Source organism: Streptomyces sp. H27-H5, from assembly GCF_026627505.1.
GTDB lineage: Bacteria > Actinomycetota > Actinomycetes > Streptomycetales > Streptomycetaceae > Streptomyces.
In genome coordinates this window covers 1-24,205 of the sequence record NZ_JAPNLK010000040.1, presented here as the reverse complement: position 1 = coordinate 24,205, position 24,205 = coordinate 1, and the positions used below count along the sequence as shown (strand labels likewise).

Sequence of the window (24,205 nt, the reverse complement as noted above, 5' to 3'; positions counted from 1 at the left end):
CGAGCCACTCGGCTAACCAATTGGTCAGTTGGTCAACTCTCCTGTCCTCAGGGCGAGTTCCGACGGCGATCAGGTGAGGACTCCCGCCCCGTGCCCGACCACCACACCGCTCTCGCGCTCGTCCCCCGCCCCCACTCCGTCGTCCCGCTGCCCGGCCGCTTCGTCCTCGACCGGCACACCGGCCTGCGCGCCGACCCGGGCGCCGAGGGCGCCGCCGACCTGCTGCGCGCACTGCTCGCCCCCGCCACCGGACTCCCGCTCGCCCCGCGCTCCGACGGGCGCCTCGCCCTGCGCCTCGACCCGAGCGCCGACGACGGTGACGAGGGCTACCGGCTCACCGTCTCCGCCGACGGCGTCCTGCTGAGCGCCGCCCGCCCCGACGGCCTGCTGCGGGGAGTGCAGACCCTGCGGCAACTGCTGCCCCCCGAGGCCCTCGCCGAGGCGGCCCGACGGCGCACCGACTGGCCGCTGCCCTGCGTCCGGATCACCGACCGGCCCCGGTTCGGCTGGCGCGGGGCCATGCTCGACGTGGCCCGTCACTTCCAGCCCGTGTCGTACGTACGCCGCTTCGTGGACCTGCTCGCCCTGCACAAACTGAACGTCCTGCACCTCCACCTCACCGACGACCAGGGCTGGCGACTGCCGGTGGCGGCCCGTCCCCGACTCACCGCCGTCGGCGGGCGGCGCGAGGAGAGCGCGGGGGACGGCATCCCGCACGAAGGCGCGTACGAGCGCGCGGAACTCACCGCCCTGGTCGACCACGCCGCCCGGCGCGGGGTGACGATCGTCCCCGAGATCGAGATGCCCGGCCACGCCCGGGCCGCCCTCGCCGCCTACCCGCACCTGGGCAACCGGCCCGGCACACGGCTCGCACCCTGGACGCGCTGGGGCGTCTGCGAGAACGTCCTGGGAGTCCACGACGAGGTGCTCGACTTCTGCCGGACCGTCCTCGACGAGGTCGTCGAGATCTTCCCCGGGCCCCACGTCCACCTCGGCGGCGACGAATGCCCGAGCGTCGAATGGGAGCGCTCGGCCGCGGCCCGGGCCCGCGTCGCGGCCGAAGGGCTCGCCGGGCCGGCCGCCCTGCACGGCTGGTTCATGCGCGCCGTCTCCGCGCACCTGCGCTCCCTCGGCCGACGCCCCCTCGGCTGGACCGGCGACGGCACCGACCTCCCGCCCCCCTTCACCGTCATGGCCTGGCTCGACCCGGAGCACGGCAGGGCCGCCGCGCTGCGCGGCCACGACGTGATCATGACCCCGTTCCGCTCCACCTACCTCGACCACCCCCAGTCCGCGGACCCCGCCGAACCGGCCGGCCAGGACGGGGTGGTCACCCTGCGCGACGTGTACGAGAACGACCCGGCCCCAGCCCACTGGGAACCCGAGGCCGCGCACCGCGTCCTGGGCACCCAGGCGCAACTGTGGACCGAGTACGCGCGCACCCCCGACCGGCTCGAATACCTGGCCTTCCCGCGCCTGTGCGCCCTGGCCGACCGGGCCTGGTCCGGACACCACGACTGGCCGGACTTCCGGCGCCGGCTCGACCGGCACCAGACCCGCCTCGACGCCCTCGGCGTACGCGGCCGATCCCCCCACCCCGAGAGGAACGCATCATGCGAACCACGAAGCGGCGTACGGCCGTTGCCCTCGCCCTCGCACTGACCTCAGGCCTCTGCGCGGCGGCCCTGACCGCGCTGCCCGCGAACGCCGCGGCCGGCTCGGTCAAGGTCGAGTACCGCACGAGCGCGAGCGGGGCCACCGCCGACCAGGTCGAGCCCTGGTTCAAGGTGGTCAACAACGGCTCCGAGACGGTCCCCCTCAACCAGGTCACCCTGCGCTACTACTTCAGGTCCGACGGCCCGAACACCGAGTACCGGTACGCCTGTTCATGGGCGGTCAAGGGATGCGCGAACATCACCGGCACCTTCGGCACCCTGGCGACCCCCACCGCCGGCGCCGACCGCTACCTGGAGATCACCTTCACCGCAGGGGCCGGATCCCTCGCCCCGGGCGCCGACACCGGGGACATGCAGCTGCGCTTCCACCGCGCCGACTGGCAGCCCCTGAACCAGGCCGACGACTACTCCTTCGGCGCCGGCCGCACGACCTACGGGGACTGGGACAAGGTCACCGCCCGGGTCGGCGCCGGCACCGTCTGGGGCACCGCGCCGGGCGGCAACACCCCGGACCCACAGCCCTCCCCGACCCCCACACCGGACCCGACCGACCCGGGGCCCGCCGGCGCCACCCTCTTCGACGACTTCGCCTACACCTCCCACACCGACCCGGCGATCTCGGCGCACGGCTGGAACGTGCGCTCCAACTCCGGAGGTCCCGGCGTTCCGGGCGCCGCCTGGGCACCCGAGAACGTCACCTTCGGGGTCGAGGGCGGCAACTCCCTGATGAACCTGGAGACCTCGACGGCCGGCACGGGCGAGAGCACCCGGCAGACCGAGGTCCTCACCAAGGCGACCAAGTTCAGGAACGGCACGTACGCGGCGCGGGTCAGGTTCGCCGACGTACCCCGGTACGGGCCGGACGGCGACCACCTCGTCCAGACCTTCTTCACCATCAACGACCTCAAGGCCCCGATGGCCGACGACTACGCGGAGTACGACTTCGAGTACCTGCCCAACGGCGGCTGGGGCGAGCCCGCGAACATCCTCTACACCACGTCCTGGGAGACCTACCGCCCCGACCCGTGGGAGGCCGTCAACCAGCACACGGAGTCCCGTGTGAGCCACGCGGGCTGGCACGACCTGGTGCTCACCATCGACGACCGGAAGATCGTGTACTACGTCGACGGTCGGGAGTTCGGCACGCACGACGCCCGCTACCTGCCCGAGCGGCCCATGTCGATCAACTTCAACCAGTGGCTGATCGACCTGAACGGGCAGCCCGGAACCGCGCCGCGCGCCTACGACCAGAAGGTGGACTACGTCCTGCACGTCAAGGACCAGGTGCTGAGCCCGGCCCAGGTGACGGCCAGGATCAACGCCTTCCGGGCGGCCGGCACCACCTACCAGGACACCGTTCCGAACGGCTGACGCGTGGGCGCGGCGGTGCCCTCCGGGGCGCCGCCGCGTCGCGAGACGGGTGCGAGCGCGTGCCCGTGTGACACATCCCACCCCGATCCGGTGACCCGAATCCCGGAGCGGGCGGTCGTCACCGGGGGCGCGAATGTTCCGAGGGGAGCCGCTCCGGGGAGGACGCGCCGGCCGGCGGGGCGTCGCCGTCCGCGGTGGCGCGAGCGGTCTCGTGCCCCGTCGCGCGCGGGTCCGGGGCGGCGGGGGCGCCGGTGAGCAGCGCGAGGAGCCCGGCCACCTGCACGCCCGCCTCCGCAGGGTGCCGGAAGACGGCGCCCACGGAGATCTCGTACCGATTGCGACGTCCGTCACGCACGCGCTGGAGGTATCCGTCGGCCTCCAGGTCGGTGACGATCGTCTGCACGGTGCGCTCGGTGAGTCCGCAGGTGGCGGCCACATCGCGCAGGCGTACGGCAGGGTCTCGCGCGATCGTCACGAGCACGCGGGCGTGATTCGTGAGGAAAGTCCAATTGTGTCGCTGAGACGCGGTCCCCATATGCTCATGATGCGTTACCTGATTCAGGTGATGCAATACGTGAAAGCGATTTCCTGTAATTCTTGACGTATGAGCCGAAGAGGTCCAGCATCTACGGCAGTCAAGGTCACGCGCCGCAAGCCGACCAGCCCAAGGAGCGAACCCCCATGCCGGTCCCTGCCCCGTCCTCCCAGATCGACGACACCGCCACCGCCGCCGTCCCCCGGCCCCGCCGGAGCACCGCCGCAGGTCTGCCGCGGATCGAAGACCCCCGGGAGATGGCCCCCGCGGACGCCCGCGAACTGTCGCGGGTCTTCTTCAAGCGGCTCCGCGAGCTGTCCGAGGGCACCCCGGAGTACCAGTACGTCCGCAACACGCTGATCGAGATGAACGCCTCACTCGTCCAGTACGCCGTCCGTCGCTTCCGCACCCGCGGCGAGGGCGGCGACATGGAGGACATCGTCCAGGTCGGCACGATCGGCCTGATCAAGGCCATCGACCGGTTCGACCCGAGCCGCGAGAACGAGTTCTCCACCCTCGCCATGCCGTACATCACCGGCGAGATCAAGCGGCACTTCCGTGACACCAGCTGGGCCGTCCACGTGCCGCGCCGGCTCCAGGAGCTGCGCATCGACATCGCGAAGGCCAAGGAGGAGCTGACCGTCCGCCTGGACCGCTCCCCGACCGTCGCCGATCTCGCCGAGCACCTCGACCTCAGCGCCGACGAGGTCGTCGAGGGCCTGGTGGCCGCCAACGGTCACACCTCCGGCTCGCTCGACGCCCCGCACACCGAGCACAGCGACGGCCCGACCGAGGGCCACACCCTCGCCGACGTCATGGGCGAGGACGAGCCGGCCATGGAACTCGTCGAGGACATCCAGTCCCTGGCCCCGCTCCTCGAACAGCTCACGGACCGCGAGCGCAGGATGCTCCAGATGCGCTTCGGCGAGGAGCTGACCCAGGCCCAGATCGGCGCCGCGCTCGGCATCTCCCAGATGCAGGTGTCGCGTCTGCTGACCCGCCTCCTGGCCCACCTGCGCGCCTCCATGCTGGCCGACGCGGACCACACCGAGGGATCGGCCGCGCACGCCGCCTGACCTTCGGCCCGGCACGCCCGAACCCCCGGCCCGGCCCGCCTCGCGCGGCCAGGGCCGCCTCACCCGGCGGCACCCCCCTCGGTCTCGGGGTGCCGCCGGGTGAAGCGGTGCCACCAGCGTGCGGACCGCGGCTTCACGACCTCGACCTCGGGCTGCCGCCGGGTGAAGCGGTGCCACCAGTGCGTGCGCCGCGGATGCACGGCCCGCCCGAGCCGCCGCCCCAGCAGCAGGTAGCCGAGCAGGGCGCCCGTCGTGTTCAGGATCACGTCGTCGACGTCGAAGGCCCGCCCCGTGACCAGGGCCCCCTGGACGAGTTCGACCAGGGTCATCACGACCGTCGTGCACAGCACGACCCGCGCGAGACCGCGGATCTGCGGCACCAGCACCGGCAGCAGCACCCCGAACGGCACGCCCAACAGCAGGTTCCCGCCGATCTGACGCGCGGCCTCGCGGGCCGTGCCGTGATTGACGTAGGCACGGATCGACTGCCCCGGGTGGACGTTGCTGTACGTCAACGCCTCCGAGGCCGGGGAAGGCTCCAGCGTCAGTCGGGCGAGCACCACGCTGAAAGCCACCGTCGCCCCCAGCGCGGCCGCCATCGCGAGCGCTCGCAGCGCCGGGTGCGCTCCCGTCCCGGGTACCGGGTTCCTGTGCCGTATCGGATTCATGGGCACCGTATGCCCAGCCGTCGCGGCCCGACCCGTGGTAACCCCGACTGTTCGTCGAGCGCCTCGCGGAGCCGGTGGACCGACGATGCGCGTGAGCTGGATCACCTTTGCGTTTGCGGTGGTTGAGGGAGGGCACCAGGGCTCCTGGAACGGAACCTTCCGCTTGCCGCCGACGCGGCGCGCGCGAGGGCGGGCGGATCCCGCATCGCTCCACGGCCGCCGGCCCCATCGGCGCGCCGTACCCGTCACGACCCGCGAGGTGTATGTGTCCACGCTCCAGGCCGAGCACGTCTACAAGGTGTTCGGCAGACACCCCGATGGCGCCGCCGACGCCGTTCGCGCCCTCGAACGCGGCGCCGACCGCGACGAACTGCGCGCCGACGGAACGACGGCCGCCGTGATCGACGCCTCCTTCAGCGTCGAACCCGGGCAGATCTTCGTCGTCATGGGGCTGTCCGGATCTGGCAAGTCCACGCTGCTGCGCATGCTCAACGGACTGCTGGAACCCACCTCGGGACGCATCCTCTTCGACGGCGAGGACCTCACCGCGCTCACCCCGCGCGAGCTGCGCCGGGTCCGCTCCACCAAGATCAGCATGGTGTTCCAGCACTTCGCGCTGTTCCCGCACCGCGACGTCCTGGCGAACGCCGCGTACGGACTGGAGGTCCAGGGCGTCCCCCGGGCCGAGCGCGAACGGCGCGCCGCGGAGGCGCTGGAGCTGTGCGGGCTCGGCGGCTGGGAGAACTCCTGGCCCGACGAGCTGTCCGGCGGCATGCAGCAGCGCGTGGGCCTCGCCCGTGCCCTCGCCACCGACGCCGACCTGCTGCTGATGGACGAGTCCTTCAGCGCCCTCGACCCGCTGATCCGCCGTGACATGCAGGACCAGCTGCTCGAACTCCAGCGTCGCCTGAAGAAGACCATCGTCTTCATCACCCACGACCTCAACGAGGCGATGCGCCTCGGCGACGGCATCGCGGTCATGCGCGACGGCCGGATCGTCCAGCTGGGCACCGCCGAGGACATCCTGATGCGGCCGGCCGACGACTACGTGGCCTCCTTCATCCAGGACGTCGACCGTTCCCGCGTCCTGACGGCGGACGCCGTCATGGACGTCCCGCTCCCGGACGCCGACGCCTGCGCCTGTCCGACGGTCGGCACCGACACCCCGCTCGCCGAACTGTGCGCCGTCAGCGCCCGGGTTCCGCACCCGGTCGCCGTCACCGACAAGGAGGGCGCCGTGGTCGGCTCCGTGCCGCAGGGCCGCCTCATCGCCTTCATAGGCGACGAACAACGGCCCCCGATGCACTGCGCGGAGGTGGCAGCCTGATGCCCCGCCTGCACCTCGGCGCCTGGGTCGACAGCGGTGTCGACTTCCTCCAGCGCCACCTGTCCTGGCTGTTCGACGCCATCAGCACGGTGGTCACCGGTCTCTACGACGGCATCGACGCCGTCCTGAACGCCCCCGCGCCCCTGCTGTTCGCCGGCATCCTCGCCGTCGCCGCCTGGTGGCTGCGCGGCCTGCTCGCCGCGCTCCTGGCCTTCGCGGGCTTCGCACTCGTCGACTCCGTCGGCCTGTGGTCCGAGGCGATGTCCACGCTCTCCCTCGTGCTGGTCGCCACCCTGGTCACGTTGTTCTTCGCGGTCCCGCTGGGCATCTGGGCCTCCCGCTCCGACCGGGTCAGCTCGGTCCTGCGGCCCGTCCTGGACTTCATGCAGACCATGCCGGCCATGGTCTACCTGATTCCCGGCATCATCTTCTTCGGCGTGGGCGTCGTGCCCGGCATCATCGCCACGATCATCTTCTCGCTGCCGCCCGGCGTCAGGATGACCGAACTCGGCATCCGGCAGGTCGACGGCGAACTGGTCGAGGCGGCCGACGCCTTCGGCACCACCCCGCGCGACACCCTCGTACGGGTCCAGCTCCCGCTGGCGCTGCCCACCATCATGGCCGGCATCAACCAGGTCATCATGCTGGGCCTGTCCATGGTCGTCATCGCCGGCATGGTCGGCGGCGGCGGACTCGGCGGAGCCGTCTACCGCGCCATCGGCAACGTCGACATCGGCCTCGGCTTCGAGGCCGGCATCTCCATCGTCATCCTCGCCATGTACCTGGACCGGATGACCGGGGCCCTCGGCCGCCAGGTCTCCCCGCTCGGCCGGCGCGCCCTGGCCAAGACCCAGGCCGCCGCGCGCGGCGCCGCCAAGCTGTGGAACCACCGGCCCCAGCCCGCGTACGCGGTCACCGGAGCCGTGATCCTCGCCCTCGTCGCGGGTGGCCTCGGCGCCTTCGGCGGCTCGGACCAGCCGAAGACCACGGCGAGCGGCGCCGAGAACGTCGGCAAGGGCCGCAAGATCAACCTCGGCTACATCCCGTGGGACGAGGGCATCGCCTCCACCTTCCTCTGGAAGGAACTGCTGGAGCGGCGCGGCTTCGAGGTCGACGCCCGCCAGCTGGAGGCCGGCGCGCTCTACACCGGCCTGGCCGGTGGACAGATCGACTTCCAGACCGACTCCTGGCTGCCCGTCACCCACGCGAAGTACTGGGAGAAGTACGGGAAGAAGCTGGAGGACCTGGGCTCCTGGTACGGTCCGACCTCGCTGGAACTGGCCGTGCCCTCGTACATGAAGGACGTGCGCTCGCTCGCCGACCTCAAGGGCAAGTCCGGACAGTTCAAGGGCCGGATCATCGGCATCGAGCCCAGCGCCGGCGAGATGTCGATCCTCAAGGACAAGGTGCTCGGGGAGTACGGCCTCGACGGCGAGTACAAGGTCGTCGACGGCTCCACCCCGGGCATGCTCGCCGAGCTGAAGCGGGCCTACGAGAAGAAGGAGCCCGTCGCGGTCGTCCTGTGGTCCCCGCACTGGGCCTACTCCTCCTACCAGCTGACCAAGCTGGAGGACCCCAAGGGGGCCTGGGGCAAGGGCGACGGCATCCACACGCTGGCCCGCAAGGACTTCGGCTCGGACGAGCCCGAGGTCGCCAAGTGGCTGCGCTCCTTCAAGCTGACCGAGGAGCAGCTGACCGGCCTGGAAGCCAAGATCCAGGAGGCCGGCAAGGGCAAGGAACAGCAGGCGGTCCGCACCTGGCTGGCCGATCACCCGGAGATCGACAAACTCGCCTGAGCACCGCGAGGCGCCGGTTCAGCCGACCCGGACCCGCGGTTCGGTCGACCCGGACCCCCGCTCGGCCGGCGCCGGCGCGGGTTCGGCCGGGCCCGCCGCCCGGCGCGGCGGCAGCGGCCACCAGATGCTCCACCCCAGCAGCGCCGCCAGCGCCGGGACCAGCGCGATCGACAGGACGAACGCCGAGAGCAGGATCCCGAGCGCCGTCGCGAAACCGATCTGCTGCGTCGCCGACCCGGGACCGACGGCCAGGCTGCCGAACGAGGCGGCCAGCACCAGGCCCGCCGTCGCGATCGCCGGAGCCGTGTGCCGCACCGCCCGGGCCACCGCCGCGCGGGCCGGGCCCGGCCGCTCCATCTCCTCGCGGATCCGGTCGCCGATCAGGATGTTGTAGTCGGTGCCCAGCGCGACCACGAACAGGAACAGCACCAGCGGCAGCGTGAAGTCCACCCCGGACCGGCCCAGCGCGTGTTGGAACACCAACGCCGAGGCACCCAGGGTGGCGGCGAAGCCCAGGCCCACGGAGATCATCAGGACGGCCGGCGCGAGCAGGCTCCGCAGCAGCACCAGCAGGATCAGCGTGATCAGGGCCGCCGCCACCGGGAAGACCACCCTCAGGTCCTTGTCCACGGCTTTCGAGATGTCCGCGAACACCGCCGCGGTCCCGCCCACATGCACCTCGGTACCGGCCGGTCGATGCGCGGCCACCGCGTCCCGGACCGGCCCCGAGACCAGGTCGCGCGCCTCCTGCCGGCGCGGATCGGCGGTCGGGAACACATCGATCCGAGCCGCCGTCCGGTCCTCGCTCAGCACGGTCGGCGCCACCTGACCCACCCCGTCGACCGCCATGAGCGCCTCGGCGAGCCCACCGAGCCGCTCCGCGGTCAACGTGCCCCCGTCGGTGGCCGTGACGAACACGCCGGTGGGGTCGGACACCCCGGCCGGCAACGCGCCGGCGATCTCCGCCGCCGTGGCCGCCGCGGCCGTGCGCTCCCCGTCCCCGCCGCTCTGCCCGTAGTCCATCCGCATCCCCACCAGCCCCGCCGCCAGCGCCCCCAACAGGGCCACCGAGGCGACCACCACCGTCAGCGGCCGTCGGGCCACCCGGTCACCCATCCGCGCTGCCACACCCTCGCGGGGCCGGTCCTTCAGCCCGCGCGAGGGCCAGAACATCCTGCGCCCGGCGACGGCGAGGATCGCCGGCATCAGGGTCAGGCTGCCGACCAGCATCACCAGCACGGCCACGGCGATCGCCGGGCCCAGGACCCGGAACTGACCGAACGTGGCCACCCCGAGCGTGGAGAACGCCGCCACGATGGTCAGTGCCGCCGAGGTGATCGCCGTCCCCACCCGGCCCGCCACCGCCGCCGCCGCGGCCCGACCGGACTGCTCCGGCCGGTCGCGCAACTGCTCGCGGAAGCGGAACAGCAGGAAGAGGAAATAGTCGATGCCGATGCCCACCAGCACCACGTTGATCAGCTGGGGTGTCGACGGGTCGAGGTCGATGCCCGCCAACAGGGCCGAGCCGACCACGGCGCCCGCCGCCGCGCCCCCGATCACGCTCACCGCGAGCAGCGGGAGCAGCGCCGCCAGGAAGCTGCGGAAGACGAGGACGTGCAGCAGCAGGATCACCACGAGCATCACGATGCCCACGACGGTCGACCGGGTCTTGCCGGCGTCCGCGGAGTCCACGGTGTCGGCCAGTCCACCCGTGAACCCGGTCCGCAGCCCGGCCTCCGCGAACGCGGCCCGCGCCTGTTCCCGGAAGGCGCGGTACAGGTTCTGCATCCCGGGATCCGTGGGGTTGCCGGTCAGCTCCACGGACAGCAACCGGAATCCCCGGTCCGGCGCCGTCACGACCGGTTCGACCACGGGCCGTTGGGAGTGGTCCCGGGCGAACGGCAGCGCGTCCTCGGGCCGGGGCATCACGACGGGGCGCCGGGCGAGCTTCGCGGCCTCGGCGTCGACGTGCCGCTCGTCGGCGGCGGTCAGCGGTTCCCCGTCGGCGCGGGCCACGAGCACGGTCGAGGGGTTGGCGTCGGGCCGGGCCCCGAAGTGCCGCTCGGCGACCCGCAAGGCGGCGGCCGAGTCGTAGTCGGCCGGCAGGAAGGCGCCCGACGAGGCCTGGGTGGCGCGGAAGACGAGCGCCTGGCCCAACAGGGCCAGGGCGATGCCCAGCACCGCCCACAGCGCGATCACCTTCCACGGACTTCGGGTGGCGTAGCCGGTCAGGGCGCGGATCACGTGGTCCTCCGTAACGGGATTCGAAGCCGGGAACTCCCGGCTGCCGCCAGCCCATCACCGGACGGCCCCCGAAACGTCGGTGCGCGGGATGAGCCCGCACCCGGGACCCGGGTCCGGGGGAGGGCCCGGACCAGGACCCGGGTCCCGGGTGCGGGATCCACCCCGGGGCCCGGGCGTTCGCGGTCGCCCCGATGGGAGAATGGATCACGTACGTGACCCGGGGCGCGGCGGTACGGACCGGTGCGGTCGGCGACGAGGGGGGACCGGCGGCATGCGCACGCGTCGAGGGGGCGACCCGCACGCCCCGGGCGGCCCGAGGGCCCGGGCCCTCGCCGAGGGATTCACCTGGACCCGCAACGACGCCCTCGTGGCCATCGGATCCGGCGCGGTGGACCTGACCGGGTACTCGATCGGGACCATGGACGCCGGACTGGCCCTCAGCGTCCCCGCGTTCGGCCTGTTGGTGCTCGCCTCGCTGGCCCTGCCGGCCCGGCGCCGACACCCGGTGGCCGTGTTCGTGGCGGCGCTCGTCCTCGCCGCGGTTTTCAACCTGGTCAGCCCCCTCTCCCCGGGGTTCACGGCCAACCTCGCCGTCGCCCTGTACTCGGTCGCCGTGACGCGCGGCCCCGCCGCGGTCACGGCCGGCGCCCTGGCCGTCATGCCGATCCCGCTCATCGGCCGCAACGGGCGGTGGGTCGACGCGGGCTGGGGCGTGTTCGGCAACCTCGTCGCGGCGGGCATCGTCGTCGCCGCGGGAGTCGCGGTCCGCCGTCGGCAGCGCGAGGTCGCGGTGAACCGCAGACTGCTCGCCGACCGCGCCGTGGCCGAGGAACGCCGCCGCATCGCCCGCGAACTGCACGACATCGTGGCCCACCACATCACCACCATGCAGCTGATGGCCGGCGGGGCCCGCGCCAACCTCGCCCACGACCCGGAGGCCGCCCGCGACGCCCTGGTCACCCTGGAGGGATCGGGGCGGATGGCGCTGCGCGAGATGCGCCAACTGCTCGACGTGCTGCGGGCCGGGGAGGAACCCGAACCCACCCCGCCCGCCCCGCAACCAGGGGCCGGGGACCTGGGCCGGATCATCACCGAGTCCCGACTGGCCGGGATGGAGACCCGGTTCACCGTCCACGGCCGGGCCCGGCCCCTGCCGCCGACGGTCGGCCTGACGGTCTTCCGGATCGTGCAGGAGGCCCTGACCAACGCCCGCAAGCACGCGGGACCCGCGCGGGCCGACGTACGCCTGACGTACGGCCCGGACGAGATCACGGTGGAGGTCAGCGACGACGGGGCGGGCGTGCCGCCGCCCCACCCGCTCCCCTCACCGTCGGAGCCCGGCGCCGGGTACGGTCTGATGGGAATGCGTGAACGAGTCGCCCTGCAGGGCGGCACGCTGGAGGCCGCTCCGATCGACGGCGGCGGCTTCCGGGTGGCGGCCCGCATGCCGGTGGCATCGGGTGCGGCCGGGGGAGAGGGAGAGTGACACAGCGATGATCCGTGTGCTGATCGCCGACGACCAGCCGCTGGTGCGGCGGGGGCTGGCGCTGATCCTGTCCCCCGACCCGGACGTCGAGGTCGTGGGCGAGGCCGGGGACGGCGCCGAGGCCGTGGACCTCGCCGGGCGATTGCGGCCGGACGTCGTGGTCATGGACATCCGCATGCCCGTCCTCGACGGGGTGCGGGCCACCGCGGAACTGGCCCGGGTGTGCCCCGATTCCCGCGTGCTGGCCCTCAGCACCTTCGACATGGACGAGTACGTGGTCGCCGCACTACGGGCCGGCGCGCACGGGTTCCTGCCCAAGGACGTCTCTCCCGAGGAGCTGATCGCGGCGGTCCGTACCGTCCACACCGGCGAGGCGGTCGTGGCGCCTCGCCTGCTGACCCGCCTGATCTCCACCTACGTACGGGCTCCCGACCCCCGTTCGAGGCCCGCCGACACCACGGCGCTGCCGGACGGACTCACCCCGCGCGAACTGGAGATCTGGCGGCTGTTGGCCCGGGGCCTCGACAACGCCGAGATCGCCCGGGACCTGGACATCAGCGTCTCGACGGTCAAGAACCACATCACGGGCATCTTCGGCAAGTTGGGCGTACGCGACCGCGCGCAGGCGGTGATCGCGGCGTACGAACGGGGCCTGGTCGAGGCCGAACGGAGGATCACTTGATCACCAAGTGCCCGCAGAGGCCCGGAATCGACCTGGCGACCCTACCTCTGACCAGCCGGAACACTGGATGATTCGTCCATGCGTACGAAGCGTCGCGCATGGCACAGTGCCAGCAGCACAATCGCCGGACCAGGGAGCCTCCATGCGTGACCCGCACTCGAATCCGCCGACGCTCGTGGCCGAGCCCGAGTGTCCGAGCCGACCGGGCCCGTTGCCCGCCTGTCCGGTCTGCACCGGGACGCCGGAACGGATCTCCTGGCATCAGCGCCCCGGCGAGCCCGTCGTGCTGGTCTTCGAACCCTGCGGCCACCGCCACTCGTCCCCGGCGCCGCCCCTGCTGGTCGTGACCCCGCCGGTCCCGTTCAGGGAGTGAGGAAGGAGGCCATCCGCTCGGCGAACGCCTCCTCGCCCAGGATCTCGATCCCGGCCGCCTCGGCCTTGGCGACCTTGCCGCCCGCCTTCTCGCCCGCCACCAGCAGGGTGGTCTTCCCGGAGATGCCGCTCGCGGACTTGCCGCCCGCCCGCTCGATCAGTTCGCGGACCTTGTCGCGGGTGTCGTACGCGGCGAGGGCGCCGGTCATCTTCCCCGTGACCACCACGCACTGACCGGTCAACGGCCCCTCCTCGGCCCCGGGCACCACCGGCGCGATCGGCTCGGTGAGGTTGACGCCGGCGGCCGCCAGCTTGTCGATGACCGGACCCAGCGCCGCGACCTGGGCCACGATCACGGCCGCCTTGGCCTCACCCACCAGCTCCACGGCGGTCATCGCCCGCGTGTCGGCGGCCCGGATCGCGTCCATCGTCACGAAGTGACGGGCGATCCGCCGGGACATGCCCCGCCCGGTGCCGACCACCCCGAGGGCGCAGAACACCCGGGACAGCGGTCTGCCCTTCGCCGCCTCGATCTGCTCCAGCAGCTTCACGGCCCGCCGCTCGCTGCCGGCCGCCTCCGCGAGCGCTGCGTGGTCGAGCGTGAACAGGTCCGCGACGTCGCGGACCCGCCCGGAGTCCACCAGCGCCCGCACGTACGTCTGACCCAGCCCGTCCATGTCCAACTGGTCGCGCCCCGCCGCGTACAGGACGGCGGCGATCCGCCCGCAGTCGGCGGGCTGCGCGCAGCGCCAGCGCTCCTGCGACCGATCGATCTCCCCCTGGCAGCCGGGGCACACCGCGGGCAGTTCCATCTCCCGCTCCGCGCCGGTGCGCAGCTCGACCACCGGGGCCTCGATGCGCGGGATGATGTCGCCCGCCTTGTGGACGGTGACGGTGTCGCCCAGTCGCAGCCCGCGCCGGAGGATGTCGGCGGGGTTGTGCAGGGTCGCGTGCCGCACCACCGAGCCGTCGATCTCCACCGGCTCCAGGACGGCGGTCGGCGCCAACACGCCCGTCCGGCCGACCGCCCAGGTGACCTCCAACAGGCGGGTGCGCCGCTCGACGGCCGCCAGTTTGTAGGCGGTCGCCCAGTGCGGATGGCGCGAACCCGTCCCGGCCGCCGCCTGCTCGACCGCCGAGTCCAGCTTGACGACCACCCCGTCGATGCCGAAGGGCAGCGCGGCGCGGAGCGCGGAGATCCGCTCCACCTGCTCCTGGACCTCGGCGATCGTGTCGACCACCGTCATCCCCGCCTCGGTGGCCGCCGCCGTCCGCACACCCGTCCCGGCCACGTACGCCATCACCTCGGAGTGCCGGCCGAGGGGCAGTGCACCGGTGTCGTCGAGGGCGACCGCGCCGAAGGCCCAGAAGGTCATCTCCACGGTGTACGGGCGCCCCTTGGCCCGCAGCGTGCCGGCCGCGCCGTTGCGCGGATTGGAGAACGGCGCCGCCCCGTGGGCGGCGCGTGTCTCGTTGGCCCGCTCGAACTGGGCGGTGGTCAGCAGGACCTCGCCGCGGACCTCGAAGGAGGCGTTCGTGGTCAGCTCGCGGGGCAGGCCCACGATGGTCCCCATCGCGTGCGAGACGTCCTCGCCGCTGCTCCCGTTGCCCCGGGTGACCAGCCGCGTCAGTCTTCCCTCGTGGTAGCGCGCGGCCAGTGACGCGCCGTCCAGCTTCGGCTCGACCACGTAGCCGCCCGTGACGGGCCCGCCCAGCCGGCGCGCCAGCGAAGCCTCCCAGTCCAGGAGGTCCTGCGGGCCGAAGGCGTTGGCCAGGGAGAGCATCGGTTCCGTGTGGGCCACCTCTCCGGCCGGCACGGCGCCGCCGGCCACCTTCCCCGCGGGGGAGGCGGGATCCACGTGATCCGGGTACGTGGCCTCGTACGCCTGGATCAGGGAGACCAGGAGGTCGAAGGAGGCGTCGTCGAGGGGCGAATCGCCCGAGCCGTAGTAGGCGGCGGAGGCCCTGATGGCCGTGCCGATGGCGTCGGCGTACTCGTCACGTGTGGCCAGGGCGGAAGGGGCGGTGATCGTCATGTCCCGATGGTGACCCGAGGGTCTGACAATGGCCGGTCTTCGCCGCCACGCCTCTGGCGCGTGCTCAAAGTTGCTTGATATCAGCCGACTTCGAGCAACTTCCTTCAGAAGGCGTCGATCCGCCGCTATGTTGCCGAGAGCATGCCAAGCCGGTGTGTCCGAGACCCGGACCGCACGAGGAGCTGCCCATGACACTGACACGCTTCAGCAGGAATCCTCGGCGACGGTGCGCGGCGGCACTGCTCGCCGCCGCCCTCGCCGTCGCGGGACTGGCCGCGGCCGGGCCGATGGCCCGCCCCGCCGCCGCGGCGCCCTCGGCGGCCGCCGACACTGCGGGCGACGTCACCGGCATCAGCCGGTCGGGGAACACCTACACCGTGACGACGACCAGCGGGGCCAAGGCGCGCGTGGTCGTCGCCCGCGCCGACGTCTTCCGGCTCTGGCTCGCCCCCGACGGGACCTTCACCGACGACCCGGCCGGTTCGGACCTCGCGCCCACCACCGACTTCGGCCCCGTCGACTCCGCCTCCTCGGACGCCGGCACGTACTACCGGATCACCACCGGAGCGCTCTCCATCCGGGTCCACAAGGCGCCCCTGCGGTTCTCCGTCCTGCGGGCCGACGACTCCACGCTGCTCTGGGAGGAGAGCCGGCCGACCTCCTGGTCCGGCGGCCGCACCACCCAGTACCTGACCCGCGCAGCCGACGAACAGTTCTACGGAACGGGCCTGCGGCTGGGGGAGTGGGCGCTGCGCGGCAAGACCGTACCCGTCGCCGTCGACAACAAGTGGCGCGAGAACACCAACGCCAGCCCCGCCCCCTTCTACATGTCCACCAACAACTACGGCGTCATGCGCAACACATGGGCCCCGGGGTCCTACGGCTTCAACGAACCCACCACCCTCACCCACGACGAGAACCGCTTCGACGCGTGGTACTTCGCGGGGGACTCCCTCAAGGGCGTCCTCGACGCGTACACCGACGTCAGCGGGAAGCCCTTCCTGGCGCCGATGTGGGGCTTCGAACTCGGCAATGCCGACTGCTTCAACGCCTCCAACCCCGACTACCAGGGCGACCACGGCCGCCTCCGCCACCAGACCACCCCCGACGTGGTCGGGTACGCCGGCGACGCCCGCGCCGCCGACATGCCCTCGGGCTGGTTCCTGCCCAACGACGGGTACGGCTGTGGCTACACCGCGCCCCTGAAGTCCACCGTGGACGCCCTCAAGGCCAAGGGGTTCCAGACGGGCCTGTGGACCTCCACCGGTCTCGGTTCCATCGCCGACGAGGTCGCCGCGGCCGGCAGCCGGGGCGTGAAGACCGACGTGGCCTGGATCGGCCGCGGCTACAAGTACGCCTTCGACGGTGTGCAACAGGCCGTGGACGGCATCGAGAAGAACTCCGACGCCCGCCGGTACGTCTGGACCGTCGACGGCTGGGCGGGCACCCAGCGCAACGCCGTCGTCTGGACCGGGGACACCAACGGCACCTGGGACGACATGCGCTGGCACGTCCCCGCGATCACCGGAGCGGGTCTGTCCGGCCTCAACTACGCCTCCGGGGACGTCGACGGCATCTTCGGCGGCAGCCCCCGGACCTACGTCCGCGACCTCCAGTGGAAGGCCTTCACCCCCGCCTTCATGACCATGTCCGGGTGGGGCGCCACCAACCCCCAGGCCGGCTACCAGGACAAGCAGCCCTGGCGGTTCGCCGAGCCCTACCTGTCCATCAACCGGAAGTACCTCCAGCTCAAGATGCGGCTGATGCCCTACCTGTACACGATGAGCCGCGTCGCCCACGAGAGCGGCGTCCCCAGCACCCGCGCCATGGTCCTGGAGTACCCCGACGACCCGGTGGCCCGGGGCAACCAGACCAGCGGACAGTTCATGGCCGGCGACTCCTTCCTCGTGGCCCCCGTCGTCTCCGACACCGCCGTCCGCGACGGCATCCACCTGCCCGCCGGCACCTGGACCGACTACTGGACCGGCAAGACCTACGCGGGCCCCGGCCGGCTCGACGGCTACCGGGCCCCGCTCGACACCCTCCCGTTGTTCGTCAAGGGCGGCGCCATCGTGCCGATGTGGCCGCAGATGAACCACACGGGCGAGAAGCCCGTCTCCACCCTCACCTACGACATCCACCCGCGCGGCGCCTCCTCCTTCGAGCTGTACGAGGACGACGGCCGCACCCGCGCCCACCAGTCCGGGGCCTTCGCCCGCCAGCGGGTGGACGTCACCGCGCCGACCACCGGCGTCGGCGACATCACGGTCAAGGTCGGCGCCCCCACCGGCGACTACGCCGGCAAGCCCGCCTCGCGCGGATACGAACTCACCCTGCACGTGTCCTCCGCCCCCACCGCCCTCACCGTGAACGGCTCCGCCCTGACCCGGCTCACCACCAAGAACGCCTACGACTCCGCCGCCACCGGCTGGTTCTTCGATCCGGCCGACCGGGCCGGCGTCCTGTGGGTCAAGACCGGCACCACGTCCGGCGCCTTCACCGTCGCGGCCACCGGCGCCGGCATCCCGCCGGCCGACCCCGTCCCCGCCGGCTCCACCCCCGTCCCCTCGACGAACTGGAGCCTGCTCTCCGCCGACAGCCAGGAGACCGCGGCCGAGAACGGCGCCGCCCGCAACGCCTTCGACGGCGACCCGGCGACGATCTGGCACACCGCCTGGTCCACCGGCACCCCGGCGGCGCTCCCGCACGAGATCCGCATCGACCTCGGCGCCCGCCACGCCCTGGACTCCCTCGGCCACCTGCCCCGGCAGGACGGCGGGGTCAACGGCCGGATCGGCCGCTACGAGGTGTACGTGTCCGACAGCCCCACCGACTGGGGCTCCCCGGTCGCCACCGGCACCCTCCCCGACACCCCGGCCGCCACGTCGATCCCCCTGCCCAACGCCACCGGCCGCTATGTGAGGGTGAGGGCCCTCGGCGAGGCGGGCGGACGGGGCCCCTGGACCAGCGTCGCCGAACTCACCCTCACCGGGCGCGCGTCGCCGCTCCCGGGCAACGCGACCCTCGTCAACGCGGCCTCCGCGAGCTGTCTCGACCTGCCGCACAGCGCCACCACACCGGGCACCCGGCCGACCCTGTACACCTGCCACGGCGGCCCCAACCAGCGTTGGACCCTCCAGCCCGACGGCCGCCTCATCGGCCTCGGGGGCGTCTGCCTCGACGCGACGAACGCCGATCGCGTCACCGTGCGGGCGTGCGACGGGGCCGCCGCCCAGACCTGGCGACCCGGCCCCGACGGCAGTCTCCGTACCGCCGGTCAATGCCTCGCCCCGGCCGGAGCGGCGACCGCCGACGGCGCCCCGCTCACCCGCGCCGCCTGCACCGGCGCCCCCGCCCAGCGCTGGACCCTCACCCCCTGACCCGCGTCCGCGCCTCCCCGGAACGACCGGGGGAGGCGCGGACCTCACGCCGGCGTGGAGATGCCGCGGCGGGCCGGCTCGCCGAGCAGGTCGCCCGGAGCCGCACCGGGCGGGCGGCCGCCCGAAGCCCCTGACGCGGGAGGCGAATCGGGACCTGCGGCATGATTGGCGCATGCCAACCGAGTCGGACACGATCGAACTGGGCGAAGACGAACTCCGTGCGATCACGGGCTACGCGGCGGCGTGTGCCCGCAGGGCGCTGCCGCTCTTCGAAGAGGACCCTTCCGCGGACCCGCGCCCCCGCGAGGCCATCGACGCGGCGGACGAGTTCGCCGCGGGCGGCCGGCGCACGACCGCTCTGCGACAGAGCGCGTGGGCGGCCTACAAGGCGGCGGGCGAAGCCGGTTCACCCGCGGCGGCGGACGCGGCGCGAGCGGCGAGCCACGCGGCGGCCGCCGCGTTCCTCCATCCGAAGGCGAGCGCCCACCAGGTGAAGCACATCCTCGGCGCGGCGGCCCACGCGGCGCGGGCGGAGGAACTGGCGACCGGGGAAGACGGCCCGGTGCCCGGGGGAACCCTCGAATGGGCACGTCACCACGCACCGCCGGCCGTCGGCGCGGTACTCGCCCGGCTGCCCGCCGCACCTTCCGGAGGGGGGCGCGTGGGAGAGCACATCCGCGATCTCGACACGGTCCTGCGCGCCTGAGGGCGGGCGCCTACCGTGCGCGCGGCCACGTGGCGGTCAGGCCCGTCGGCGCGGGCCCCAGGGTGGTGGTGCCCGGGGAGGCGCGGTGGCCCAGGCCCGTCCGGTACGCGTCGAGCGCGGCCTCGATCCGGCCCGTACGGCGCAACAGGTCGCCCAGCAGCCGGCAGAGGTCGGCCAGGTCCCCGGTCGCCCCGCTGCGTTCCAACAGGGCCAGCGCCTGCACGTAGTGCTCCTCCGCGGACTCGACCTCCCCGCGCTCCTCCGCGATGAGCCCGAGCAGCCGGTGGGCGCCGCCCGCGTGGACCGCGCCGTGGCTGTCGCCCAGCTCCAGCACCGCCGAGAGCAGGCCGGCGGCCTCGTCGTGGCGGCCGAGCCGGCGCAGCACATCGGCCAGCTCGACCTCGACCTGGGCGGTGTACAGGACGGCGCGCTTGGCCGAGAGCATGTCCCTGGCGGTGCGCAACTCGACCTCGGCGGCCGCCAGTTCGCCGTTCTGGGCCTGGACGTAGCCGCGCATCCAGTGGCAGTGCGCCAGGTCGGTGCGCAGCCGCAGCTGCCGGTAGACCGACTGGGCCTTGGCCAGTGACGCGTCGGCGTCGACGACCCGTCCCTCGGCGAGGAAGGTGCGGGCGACCTGTCGGTGCATGCCGGCGACCAAGGCCGGGTCCTGTACGTGCGGCGCCAGGGCCAGGGCGAGTTCGGCGGCCCGGGCGGCCCGGGCGTGGGCCCCCATGTCGATGTACGGGCCGATCACCGCCGCGTACAGCAACACCAGTGCCTCGGGGTCGCCCAGCCCGCCGGCGTTCAGCTCGTCGATCGTCGATTCCAGGAGGTAGCACGCGTACCGCAGTTCACCGGCCAGCAGGTGCGCGACGGCCCGGCCGCGGATCGGCCGGGCCCGGCGGGGCAGCGGTTCGTCCGCGAGGAGTCGCTCGGCCGCCTCGAAATGGGCGGTCGCGGAGGCCAGTTCACCGGATTCCAGGGCGCAGTCGCCGAGACCGAGCAGGGCCTCGGCCCGCTCCGGCGTGAGGTCCAGCAGCTCCGCGTCGGTGAGCAGCCGCCGGTAGTGGACGGCCGCCTCGTCCGCCGCGCCCGTGGCCAGCGCCCGCTGGGCGTCGGTCAGGGCCAGCCGCAGTTCCGTGGCCAGGTGCGGCGGACGGCCCGTCGCCAGTTCCTCGTAGGAGGTGCCGAGCCGTTCCGCGAGGAAGCGCAGCGCGGCCTCGGAGGGGCGGACCCGGCCCGACTCCAGGGTGGAGATGTAGGCGGGGGTGTACGCCGGCTCCGCCAACTGCTTCTGAGTCAAACCGCGTTCGGTCCGCAGCCGGTGAACCCGGCTGCCGATCAAGGCCTGTTCGTCCATGTCTTCCCCCTGTTCACGTGAACTCTCCGACATCCGGTCGGAGTAGTCCATTGCACATGTCCTTCGCGCGGCCCTAGGTTAAGCAACTAGTTAAGTCTGATTATCAACGTACTGAACTTCGAGGGGGACTCCTTGAACTCAACCGTCCGGTTGGTCGTCGCCGCGGCCGGGGCGACCGCGGTGCTGTTCGCCGCGGTACCCGCCGGCGCCGCCGCCGCACCGACACCCGCCGCGGTGTCCGCGGCCGCCGGCGCCGGCGTGGAGATCGAGATACCCGGCCCGGAAGAGGGCCGGATCGCCGGGTCGGGCCAGGTACGGGTACCGGTCGCCGGGCGTGCGAAGGCCGCGCCCAGGCTCTCCGCGGCCGAGCGGGAGGCCGACGGCGAGGTCACCGCCCTCGTCGACAACGGCCCCACGGCCGACCGTCTCGACGTGGTCGTCGTCGGCGACGGCTACACCACCGCCGAACTCGACCGGTTCCACGAGGACGCCCGCCGCAAATGGGACGAGATCGCGGCCGTCGAGCCGTACGCGACGTACCGCTCCCTGTTCAACGTGTGGACCGTCGACGCCGTGTCCCGCGAGTCCGGGGTGTCGGGCGACCCCGAACCGGCCGCCGTCCGCGACACCGCGCTCGGGTCCTACTTCTGGTGCGAGGACATCGAACGGCTGCTCTGCGTCGACCAGCCCAAGGTGGACTCCTACGTCGCGAAGGCGCCCGCCGCCGACCTGGTCCTCGTCCTCGCCAACAGCTCCAAGTACGGCGGGGCCGGCTACAACGAACCCAGCCCCACCCTCGGCTACGAGGGCATCTCCACCGCCTCGGCCGGGAACGCCAAGTCCGGTCAGGTCGCCATCCACGAGACCGGGCACTCCCTCGGCAAGCTCGCCGACGAGTACTTCTACCCGGGCTCCCCGGACTATGAGAAGTACACCGGCCCCGAGCCCGCGGAGTCCAACACCTCCACGCTGACCGCCGACCGGATGGCCCGCACCCGGGCCAAGTGGTACCGATGGCTCGGCGCGGAGTCTCCCGACGGCGGCAAGGTCGGCGCGTACGAGGGCGGCGGCTACTACGTCACCGGGCTGAACCGGCCCACCGACAACTCGCTCATGCGGGTCCTGGACAAACCCTTCAACCTCCCCGGCGTCGAGGCGATGATCGCCGGCTTCCACCGCCACGCGAACACCGTCACCCCGCTCACCCCCACCGACCGCACGCTCCGGTCGCGCGACAGGGCGAGGGCGGCGGTGCCCCGGCTGGCGACGCCGGACGGACGGCAACTCGTGGTGCGTTGGTACCTGGACGGCCGGGAGCTGACGCGGTTCGCCGGCCGGACGGAGGTCCGCGTCTCGGACCTGTTCCTCCTCGGCACCCGGACCCGGACCCTGTCCGTCAGGGTCGAGGACCGCACCCCTTCGGTCCGCGACCCGAAGATCGGCCGCACACTGCGCACCACGGTCGACTGGCACGTCCGCCGCTGATCGGAACCCGCCGGCCCGTCCCCGTCCCGCACCGGCCTCTCGAAGGACACGAGGGGGCGTCGCTCAGCCCCGGTCCCCGTTCGCGTACGTCCAGAACGCGCGCATCAGCGGGGGCGGGGTGGGGCCGGTCAGTTCGAGCTGGGTCAGCAGCACGGACACGGTACCGGTCGCGGGCACGACGTGCGCGGCGGTCCCGGTGCCGCCCACCCAGCCGTAGCGGCCCGGCACGTTCCACGGATCGACCGGGGCCACATCGACCGAGCCACCGAACCCCCAGCCCTGGCCCTCCAGGAACAGCGCGCCGGCCGCGCGCTGTTCGGGGGTCAGCCGATCCGCGGTCATCTCCCGCACCGACGCGGCGGACAGCAGGCGGCTCCCGTCGGGGGCCGCGCCGTTCGCGAGCAGCATCCGGCCGAAGGCGTACAGGTCGTCCGCGGTGGAGACCAACCCGCCGGCACCCGACGGGAAGGCCGGCATCCGGCTCCACTGCCCGTCGGGCGCGTCCACCGGGGTGAGCCCGCCCGCCCCGGGGTCCGCCCGGTAGTACCCGGTGAACCGCCCGAGGTCCGCCGGGGGTACCGCGAAACCGGTGTCGGTCATGCCCAGCGGCGCGAAGATCCGCTCGGCCAGGAACTCCGGCAGCGGACACCCCGAGGCCCGGGCGATCAGCACGCCCAGGATGTCCGAGCAGGTGTTGTAGAGCCAGGCCTCGCCCGGCTGGTGCAGCAGCGGGATCCGGGACAGGGCCTTCATCCAGGCGTCCGGCTCGGCGACCAGTTGAGGCTGCGGCGGCCCCTGCCGCAGTTCGCCGAAGAGCGGCGCGAGGGCGGGCAGCGTGAAGTCCGACGGGAACCCGTACCCGGCCCGGAAGGTGAGCAGGTCCTCCACCGTGATCGGCCGGGCGGCCGGCACCACGTCGTCCACCGGGCTCGACGGCGTCCGGACGACCACGGGCGCGGACAGCTCCGGCAGCCACTCCCGGACCGGCGCCGCGAGCCCGAGCCGCCCGTCCTCGATCAGCAGCATCACCGCGGCGGCCGTCACCGGCTTGGTCAACGAGGCCACGCGGAAGATCGAGTCCCTGGCCATCGGGGTGTTCCCGCCCGCCAAGGCGGCCCCGACGGCCGCCACCTCCACCCGGTCGCCGCGGGCCACCAAGGCCACCGCCCCGGGCAGGGAACCGCTGCTCACCGGGGGTTCCAGGATGTCCCTCAGACCGGTCATGACTCCACCGCTCCCACATGTCGCTCGCACGCGGTCCGCCGAATGGGCGGCCCGTCCCCCTTCAGACTCCCGGGACGAGGCCGATTCATCGGTGCGACGCCACCGGATGCGCCGCCGCACGCGTCGGATCCGCGGCACCCGCCGTCGCCGGCGCACCCGCGGATTCCGCGCGGCGGCCGCGTCCCAGAGCGCGCAGTGGTGCTCGCCCGCCACGTCCACCGGGCGGACCCCGCCCGGTCCCGGTGCCAAGGCCAACACCGACCCGGCGGCCCCGAACCACGGCCACCCGGCGGCTCCCGACCCGTTCGGCGTGCCCGTGCGGGCGAACCGCGCCCAGTGGTCGACCATCCGGTCGGCCACGGCCCGTTGGGCCGGATCCAGGGCGGCGGCCGTGAACAGGTAGGGCAGGTCGAAGCCGTGCGCGGCGCCGAACGGCAGGTCCGGCGGCGCCGGGAACCCGGCGGAGTTCGGAGCGCTCCGGTCAGCAGCGCCGCCGCGGTCGACGCGAGGACCGCCGAGGGACGGGTGGCGCGGAAGCGGGCAGCCGGCACGACGAGTCCCCCTCCTGAAGAACACGAACGGACCGCGGCCGGGAGGGCCCGGGAGGGCACGGCGCCCGGCGGCCCCGGCAAGATCCGAAAGAGACGACAGGGCCTAGTGCTGCACCGCGAAAGTTCGTGGAGGGGTGTTGGTCAGGCTGCTTCCTTGAGTGGGGTGCCCTTGTAGGTCCAGCGGAAGGGCTTGGCGTTCTCGTTGCGGTTGATGATGTAGCTGTCGAGCT

The 24,205-nt window shown here is 73.0% G+C and carries 18 protein-coding genes and 1 pseudogene; 12 read left to right on the top strand and 7 right to left on the bottom strand.

Annotated features, from left to right (window positions below; all coding sequences use genetic code 11):
• The first annotated feature begins 90 nt into the window (after window positions 1–90).
• Both OTB19_RS20555 and OTB19_RS20550 read left to right on the top strand, forming a co-directional pair.
• Window positions 91–1,662 (top strand): beta-N-acetylhexosaminidase, encoded by a 1,572-nt coding sequence (locus OTB19_RS20555; protein ID WP_267799803.1) that lies wholly within the window; start codon window positions 91–93, stop codon window positions 1,660–1,662.
• Complete coding sequence (locus tag OTB19_RS20550) at window positions 1,614–3,047, top strand: cellulose binding domain-containing protein (protein ID WP_267799802.1); 1,434 nt, start codon at window positions 1,614–1,616, stop codon at window positions 3,045–3,047. The genes OTB19_RS20555 and OTB19_RS20550 overlap by 49 nt, the downstream gene beginning before the upstream one ends.
• A gap of 118 nt (window positions 3,048–3,165) precedes the next feature.
• On the opposite strand, the gene OTB19_RS20545 is transcribed toward OTB19_RS20550, so the two are convergent.
• On the bottom strand, window positions 3,166–3,528 hold the full coding sequence (locus tag OTB19_RS20545; RefSeq protein ID WP_420716875.1) for a helix-turn-helix transcriptional regulator: 363 nt from the start codon (window positions 3,526–3,528) through the stop codon (window positions 3,166–3,168).
• A 200-nt stretch (window positions 3,529–3,728) separates the two neighbouring features.
• Between OTB19_RS20545 and OTB19_RS20540 the strand changes: the two genes are divergently transcribed.
• A complete protein-coding gene (locus OTB19_RS20540) occupies window positions 3,729–4,658 on the top strand; it encodes a SigB/SigF/SigG family RNA polymerase sigma factor (protein WP_267799800.1) in 930 nt (309 codons plus the stop codon).
• A 59-nt stretch (window positions 4,659–4,717) separates the two neighbouring features.
• On the opposite strand, the gene OTB19_RS20535 is transcribed toward OTB19_RS20540, so the two are convergent.
• The gene (locus OTB19_RS20535) at window positions 4,718–5,326 is read right to left on the bottom strand and encodes a VanZ family protein (protein WP_420716874.1); all 609 of its coding nucleotides are present in this window, start codon (window positions 5,324–5,326) and stop codon (window positions 4,718–4,720) included.
• Between the two features lie 265 nt (window positions 5,327–5,591).
• On the opposite strand from OTB19_RS20535, the gene OTB19_RS20530 reads away from it, so the two are divergent.
• Together OTB19_RS20530 and OTB19_RS20525 are read left to right on the top strand one after the other, a co-directional pair.
• Window positions 5,592–6,653 (top strand): betaine/proline/choline family ABC transporter ATP-binding protein, encoded by a 1,062-nt coding sequence (locus tag OTB19_RS20530; protein ID WP_324290532.1) that lies wholly within the window; start codon window positions 5,592–5,594, stop codon window positions 6,651–6,653.
• Window positions 6,653–8,449: an ABC transporter permease/substrate binding protein gene (locus tag OTB19_RS20525; protein ID WP_267799799.1), complete on the top strand. Its 1,797-nt coding sequence runs from the start codon at window positions 6,653–6,655 to the stop codon at window positions 8,447–8,449. Before OTB19_RS20530 ends, OTB19_RS20525 begins: the two co-directional genes overlap by 1 nt.
• 18 nt (window positions 8,450–8,467) lie before the next feature.
• Here OTB19_RS20525 and OTB19_RS20520 read toward each other — a convergent pair whose 3' ends face one another.
• Window positions 8,468–10,693, bottom strand: coding sequence for an MMPL family transporter (locus OTB19_RS20520; RefSeq protein ID WP_267799798.1), 2,226 nt, complete (start codon window positions 10,691–10,693; stop codon window positions 8,468–8,470).
• 271 nt (window positions 10,694–10,964) lie between these two features.
• Between OTB19_RS20520 and OTB19_RS20515 the strand changes: the two genes are divergently transcribed.
• The 3 genes from OTB19_RS20515 (at window position 10,965) to OTB19_RS20505 (ending at window position 13,234) form a co-directional block, all read left to right on the top strand.
• A complete protein-coding gene (locus OTB19_RS20515; RefSeq protein ID WP_267799797.1) occupies window positions 10,965–12,179 on the top strand; it encodes a sensor histidine kinase in 1,215 nt (404 codons plus the stop codon).
• A 7-nt stretch (window positions 12,180–12,186) separates the two neighbouring features.
• Window positions 12,187–12,861 carry a response regulator gene (locus tag OTB19_RS20510; RefSeq protein ID WP_267799796.1) on the top strand — a complete coding sequence of 225 codons (675 nt, stop codon included), beginning with the start codon at window positions 12,187–12,189 and terminating at the stop codon, window positions 12,859–12,861.
• 142 nt (window positions 12,862–13,003) lie between these two features.
• Window positions 13,004–13,234: a hypothetical protein gene (locus OTB19_RS20505; RefSeq protein ID WP_267799795.1), complete on the top strand. Its 231-nt coding sequence runs from the start codon at window positions 13,004–13,006 to the stop codon at window positions 13,232–13,234.
• Here OTB19_RS20505 and ligA read toward each other — a convergent pair.
• Window positions 13,224–15,269: an NAD-dependent DNA ligase LigA gene (ligA, locus tag OTB19_RS20500; RefSeq protein WP_267799794.1), complete on the bottom strand. Its 2,046-nt coding sequence runs from the start codon at window positions 15,267–15,269 to the stop codon at window positions 13,224–13,226. The genes OTB19_RS20505 and ligA overlap by 11 nt on opposite strands.
• Before the next feature lie 188 nt (window positions 15,270–15,457).
• On the opposite strand from ligA, the gene OTB19_RS20495 reads away from it, so the two are divergent.
• Window positions 15,458–18,649, top strand: coding sequence for a TIM-barrel domain-containing protein (locus tag OTB19_RS20495; protein ID WP_267799793.1), 3,192 nt, complete (start codon window positions 15,458–15,460; stop codon window positions 18,647–18,649).
• Window positions 18,650–18,821: 172 nt separating this feature from the next.
• The gene (locus OTB19_RS20490) at window positions 18,822–19,355 is read left to right on the top strand and encodes a putative immunity protein (RefSeq protein WP_267799792.1); all 534 of its coding nucleotides are present in this window, start codon (window positions 18,822–18,824) and stop codon (window positions 19,353–19,355) included.
• Between the two features lie 10 nt (window positions 19,356–19,365).
• Here the strand turns inward: OTB19_RS20490 and OTB19_RS20485 are convergent, their stop codons facing one another.
• Window positions 19,366–20,715: a helix-turn-helix domain-containing protein gene (locus tag OTB19_RS20485; protein WP_267799851.1), complete on the bottom strand. Its 1,350-nt coding sequence runs from the start codon at window positions 20,713–20,715 to the stop codon at window positions 19,366–19,368.
• Window positions 20,716–20,847: 132 nt separating this feature from the next.
• Between OTB19_RS20485 and OTB19_RS20480 the strand changes: the two genes are divergently transcribed.
• On the top strand, window positions 20,848–22,200 hold the full coding sequence (locus OTB19_RS20480) for a M64 family metallopeptidase (protein ID WP_267799791.1): 1,353 nt from the start codon (window positions 20,848–20,850) through the stop codon (window positions 22,198–22,200).
• Window positions 22,201–22,263: 63 nt separating this feature from the next.
• On the opposite strand, the gene OTB19_RS20475 is transcribed toward OTB19_RS20480, so the two are convergent.
• Complete coding sequence (locus OTB19_RS20475) at window positions 22,264–23,424, bottom strand: serine hydrolase domain-containing protein (protein WP_267799790.1); 1,161 nt, start codon at window positions 23,422–23,424, stop codon at window positions 22,264–22,266.
• A gap of 91 nt (window positions 23,425–23,515) precedes the next feature.
• Between OTB19_RS20475 and OTB19_RS20470 the strand changes: the two genes are divergently transcribed.
• The gene (locus tag OTB19_RS20470; RefSeq protein WP_267799789.1) at window positions 23,516–23,827 is read left to right on the top strand and encodes a hypothetical protein; all 312 of its coding nucleotides are present in this window, start codon (window positions 23,516–23,518) and stop codon (window positions 23,825–23,827) included.
• Here OTB19_RS20470 and OTB19_RS43665 read toward each other — a convergent pair.
• Window positions 23,740–24,000, bottom strand: a pseudogene (locus tag OTB19_RS43665) (hypothetical protein); the annotation flags it as partial. The gene OTB19_RS20470 and the pseudogene OTB19_RS43665 overlap by 88 nt on opposite strands.
• Window positions 24,001–24,205 lie beyond the last annotated feature (205 nt).